This window comes from uncultured Sphingorhabdus sp. (assembly GCF_937872355.1).
GTDB lineage: Bacteria > Pseudomonadota > Alphaproteobacteria > Sphingomonadales > Sphingomonadaceae > Sphingorhabdus_B.
Window position 1 is genome coordinate 1 of the sequence record NZ_CALMSV010000045.1, and the last position, 4,803, is coordinate 4,803.

Here is a 4,803-nt window from a genome sequence, read left to right on the forward strand (position 1 = left end):
CGTGCTACGACCCAATCGGCCAACTCGGCTGGCGCAACGCTGCCGGCTGCGACACAGGGTGTGGCCTATAACCAGACAGTATTGGCGAGTGGCGGTATTGCGCCCTACAGCTTTACCGTCAGCTCGGGTACCCTACCCGCAGGCCTTGCGCTCAATGCGACAAGCGGAGCGATCACTGGCACGCCGACAGGTTCGGGGGTCGCCAATTTTGCGATTACCGTCACCGACAGCACGTCGGGTACGCGGGCCACGGCAACCATCACTTATGCCCTCGACATTGTCGCGCGTCCTGATCCGGCAACCGACCGCGAAGTGCGCGGACTGGTACAGGCGCAAGTGATGGCGAGCCGGCGCTTTGCCGATGCACAAGTCAATAATTTCATGCGTCGGCTGGAGAGCCTGCATGGGCAATCCGGCAGCGGCGGTTTCCAGAATGGCCTGCGTATTTCGACCCGCGGCTATTGCGAGGATTCGCTGACAGCCTGGACCAATGGCCTGTGCGCCAAGGGCGAAAGCAAGCTGGGCCCGGTCGCGTCGGTTGGTGGCGATGATGCTGGCGATGGCAGCGGCACAGGCGGCGGCAGCGCGCGCGGTGAGCTGCCCTGGACGATCTGGGCTGGCGGGACCATTCGCTTTGGCGATCGCGATCCGGCCACGGGCAGGCTCTCACAAGAGTTTGAGAGCGAAGGAATCAGCTTTGGTGCCGACCGCCGGTTCAGCCCGTCATTCGCGGCAGGTATCGGCGTCGGCCTTGGCCGCGATACCGTGGACATTGGCGACAATGGCTCACGCAGCCAGGGTGAGGCCAAGACCATCGCCATCTATGGCAGCCACCAGCTGGGCAGCGGCATCTACGTCGACTGGCTTGGCGGCTATCAATGGCTTGATTTCGATCTGCGGCGCTATGTGACGACGACCGGTGCGCTGATCAACTCGAACCGCAGCGGACGCCAATGGTTTGTAACCGGTTCAGCCGGTGCCGACATTGAAACGGGTAACTGGATGATCACACCCTACGTCCGGATCGACCTCACCCGCGGTCGCTTGAATGGCTATACGGAAAATAGCGGTACCTTGTTCGACTTGCGCTTCCTCGATCAGGATGTTGATTTCACATCGCTCGGTCTTGGTACAAAGCTGAACTACGAGCATCGCTTCATCGGTGGTGCGCTGCTCCCGCGCCTGCGGCTCGAATATCTCTATGATGCCGAACGCAATGGCGAGGCGCTGGTGGCCTATCGCGACCTGACCTCAGGACCGTTCTCCAGCATTTCGCTTGCTGGGCTAGCACGCGAACAGTTCATGCTCGGTCTAGGTACCGAACTTCAACTGGGAGAGGCTTTCTCGTTCGAGGTTGAATATCTGAACCGCATAGCCTCAGGCTCGGGGTCCGACCAAGCCGTACAAATGGGCGTTAGCGTCAAGTTCTGATGCGTTTTTAGACAGACAGGGCGGCACCTGAGGAAGAGAGTTTTGTGAACGAAACGAGCGAGTTCGAGAGCGAACAGCCGATGCTTGACGGCGCACAGAATGAGGCAGCGGGTAATGGAAAATCGAAACTCCGCTGGGTGGCGCTCGCCGTTGCTCTAGCACTTACAGTGTTCCAGATCGCCGAAACCGAAATGCGGGTGGCCGAACTCAAGACCGATGGCTTTGGCGAAGTTGCAATCGACAGTGTACGCAATCACGCCTATTTTCCGATGATAGGGGCAATTGCCGGGGCATTGATTTTCATTGGTATCGGAAAACTGTTGAAACGGCTGCTGGCACCCTAACGCTAATGGCAGTCGATCAACTTCGATCGTCTGCGCCAACACCGCAATGTGTTGCGCACCAAGTTATGTGGGTAACGCATGCATAACTAGCCGAAGCGTGCGCTCCGATTTCAGCTTGGCCCAATTGCGGGAAGGCTAGGCTTCTGGCGCAATGCCGAGGTGCTGCAGAAGGTCATCAATGTCGGCAACCTTTAGGCCATGGCTTTCGATCAGTTCGCCTATGTCATTCAGGCGTGCCATTTCTCCGTCGTCGCGCATGATCGAACAGATCACCGCCGCGTCACCGCATCCCGCGAGGCGACACAGATCGATCGAGGCTTCGGCTGCTGCCAGTCGCTCGGCTGTGCCACCTTCTGATGCGATCAGCGGGAAGACATGCCCGGGGGAGACCAGATCGTCGCTATTGGCCCCTTCAGCCACAGCCACTTCAACTGTTTTCGCCCGGTCTGCTGCAGAAATGCCGGTCGTTACATCGGCGCGCGCCTCAATCGATCGGCCAAAGGGGCGGCCAGACTGGCGCTCGCTGCCGGGATTGATCAGGCTGATGCCCAGTTTGACCGCCCTTGCTGGCGTCAGCGACAGGCAGATCAGGCCACGGCCATGGCGGGCCATGAAGTTGATCGCATCGGCTGTGATATGCTTGGCTGCAATTGCGAAATCGATGTCGCCGCGCCGAAACCGGTCGCCGGTGATGACGATGATTTCACCTTTGCCCAAAGCATCGATGGCGGCTTGAAGGTCGCTCATGCCTTGCCTCCGGATGTACCAGCAAAGCTGCGCGCGCCCTGCACAACCTGTTTTCCGACAATATCGAGTTGCATCGAAACCCGGTCGTCAAGGCACTCCCCATCAGGCGAGAATAGATCCGGATAAGTCCGCACCGTTGCCCCCATCGGAGTGGGCCAGCCGCGCAGGGCGTGGACGATACTGCGCAGGGTCTGCATCGTGCTCATGCTCGCCTGGTCACCAAAGGCGGTGGCAATCAAGCCAACGGCACGGCCATCGAGATAGGGCCGGTCATCCTTGGAAAGGTCTTCGAGATAATCGAGCGCATTCTTCACCAGCCCGGATATCGTGCCATGGTAACCCGGGGCCGCGATGATGATGCCATCAGCTTCGCGAACGGCTTCGACCATTTCGGCACCATCCTCTGCCCGGTGCGCCGAGCTGCGATAGTGCGGAAGGGCCGCGAGATAGTCGCCACCGAACAGCTTCACTTCGGCACCCTCCGCCTTGGCAACGGCAAGTGCGGTGCGCAGTGCCATTTCGGTCGAACTGCCGGGGTTGATCGTTCCGCCAATGGCGACAATTTTGGGGCTCATTCGGCCACCGCCTTTCTGAGATAATTTTCGAGCTGTAACTGCTCTTGCTGATTCATCCGCAGGCCCAACTTTGTGCGCCGCCACAAAATGTCTTCGGACGCGCGGGCCCATTCGTTGCGGACCAGATGGTCGACTTCACGTTCGGTAAGCCCGTGGCCAAAATGCTGCCCGCATTCGGCAAGCGTCGTTGCCTCACCGAAAATCGCATAGCAATCGAGGCCGTAGCTTTTGAAAAGGCGGTCCGCCCAATCCGGCTCAAGGAACGGGTAGGTTTGTTGAAACCTTTCATGCTCCGCCGCGATCGCATCGATGGTGAAGTTTCCACCGGGCAGCTTCTTGGTTGCCGTCCAGTGGTGGTTCTGCGGCATCGGCAATCGCGTGGCCAATAGGTCGACCGCTTCCTCGGCAAGGTGGCGGTAAGTGGTGATCTTGCCCCCGAAGATATTGAGGATGGGAGCCCCATCACTCACTTCACTCAGATCTAGGCGATATCCACGCGTCGCGGCTTCGGGTTTTCCGGAACCATCGTCGACCAATGGTCGTACCCCGGCATAGGCCCAGACCACATCATCAGGCTGCACCGGCGTGCGAAAGAAGTGGCTCGCCCCTTCACACAGATAGGCGATTTCGTCCGCGCTGGCCTCTACCCGATCCAGCCCCGCACGATGATCTGCATCGGTGGTGCCAATCAGCGTGAAATCATGTTCATACGGAATGGCAAAGAAAATCCGGCCATCGGGCAGCTGGAAGAAATAGGGATAGGGGTGATCAAAGATCTTGCGCACGACAATGTGCGAACCGCGCACCAGCCGCATCGCATATTCGGCCTTGTCAGGGCTGTGGCTGAGGACGTTCAACACCGATGGCCCCGCGGCATTGACGATTGCTTTTGCCTTGAACGCCCGCCCGCCGGCTTCGATCAGCCAATGTTCGCCCTCTCGCACCAAATTGGTCACAGGGCAGCGCGTGTGCACCTCTGCACCGTGCCGCGCTGCATCGCGGGCATTGAGCACCACGAGCCGTGCATCATCGACCCAGCAATCCGAATAGACGAAACCATTGATGAATTCAGGCTTGAGCGGCGCGCCTGCAGGATGCCGCGCGAGTTTGATGCCCTCGGTTGCAGGCAGGCGTTTGCGCGCGCCCAGATGATCATAAAGAAAGAGCCCCAAGCGCAACAACCAGCGAGGGCGCAGGCCCTTCACGTGCGGTAGCACGAAGCGCATCGGCCAGATGATGTGCGGCGCAATCCCCCATAGGACTTCGCGTTCGGTTAGCGATTCGCGCACCAGAGCAAATTCATAATGTTCCAGATAGCGCAGGCCACCATGGATCAGCTTGCTCGAAGCCGACGAGGTTCCTGCCGCAAGATCTTTGGTTTCCAAAGGGAGGCCCCGCGCGCCGCGCCCGGCTGCATCGCGCGCGATGCCGCACCCATTGACCCCACCGCCAATGACCGCGACATCATAAATCTCCATCACTGCTCCCTATATCGGCGGTGTTATAGCGCCAGCGGCCCATGCTGGATATGCGGCAAGACGTAACGCGCGAACATGTCGGCTTCCTGCATATGCGGATAACCGGAGAGAATGAAGGCCTCAATGCCCTCCGCCTGGTAGGCACGCAATTTAGCGAGCACCTGATCGGGTGTGCCGACGATCGCCGCACCGCAGCCCGAACGGGCCCGACCGATGCCGGTCCACAGA

At 59.6% G+C, this 4,803-nt stretch carries 5 protein-coding genes and 1 pseudogene; 2 read left to right on the top strand and 4 right to left on the bottom strand.

The features are described from left to right. A partial coding sequence (locus Q0239_RS02165) for an autotransporter domain-containing protein (protein ID WP_298597700.1) occupies nt 1-1,431 on the top strand: 1,431 nt, incomplete at its 5' end. A 44-nt stretch (nt 1,432-1,475) separates the two neighbouring features. Continuing rightward, complete coding sequence (locus tag Q0239_RS02170; protein ID WP_298597703.1) at nt 1,476-1,775, top strand: hypothetical protein; 300 nt, start codon at nt 1,476-1,478, stop codon at nt 1,773-1,775. A gap of 135 nt (nt 1,776-1,910) precedes the next feature. Here the strand turns inward: Q0239_RS02170 and ribB are convergent, their stop codons facing one another. From ribB to Q0239_RS02190, 4 genes and pseudogenes are all read right to left on the bottom strand, one after another. Beyond that, nucleotides 1,911-2,522: a 3,4-dihydroxy-2-butanone-4-phosphate synthase gene (ribB, locus tag Q0239_RS02175; RefSeq protein WP_298597705.1), complete on the bottom strand. Its 612-nt coding sequence runs from the start codon at nt 2,520-2,522 to the stop codon at nt 1,911-1,913. Further along, complete coding sequence (locus Q0239_RS02180) at nt 2,519-3,097, bottom strand: NADPH-dependent FMN reductase (RefSeq protein ID WP_298597708.1); 579 nt, start codon at nt 3,095-3,097, stop codon at nt 2,519-2,521. The genes ribB and Q0239_RS02180 overlap by 4 nt, the downstream gene beginning before the upstream one ends. Further along, on the bottom strand, nt 3,094-4,575 hold the full coding sequence (gene glpD, locus Q0239_RS02185; protein ID WP_298597711.1) for a glycerol-3-phosphate dehydrogenase: 1,482 nt from the start codon (nt 4,573-4,575) through the stop codon (nt 3,094-3,096). The genes Q0239_RS02180 and glpD overlap by 4 nt, the downstream gene beginning before the upstream one ends. 23 nt (nt 4,576-4,598) lie before the next feature. Beyond that, nucleotides 4,599-4,803: pseudogene (locus Q0239_RS02190) on the bottom strand (alkanesulfonate monooxygenase); the annotation flags it as partial.

Coding starts and splice junctions, on each gene's coding strand:
- ribB (WP_298597705.1), bottom strand. CDS start 2,522: ATGAGCGACCTTCAAGCCGCCATCGATGCTTTGGGCAAAGGTGAAATC.
- glpD (WP_298597711.1), bottom strand. CDS start 4,575: ATGGAGATTTATGATGTCGCGGTCATTGGCGGTGGGGTCAATGGGTGC.
- Q0239_RS02180 (WP_298597708.1), bottom strand. CDS start 3,097: ATGAGCCCCAAAATTGTCGCCATTGGCGGAACGATCAACCCCGGCAGT.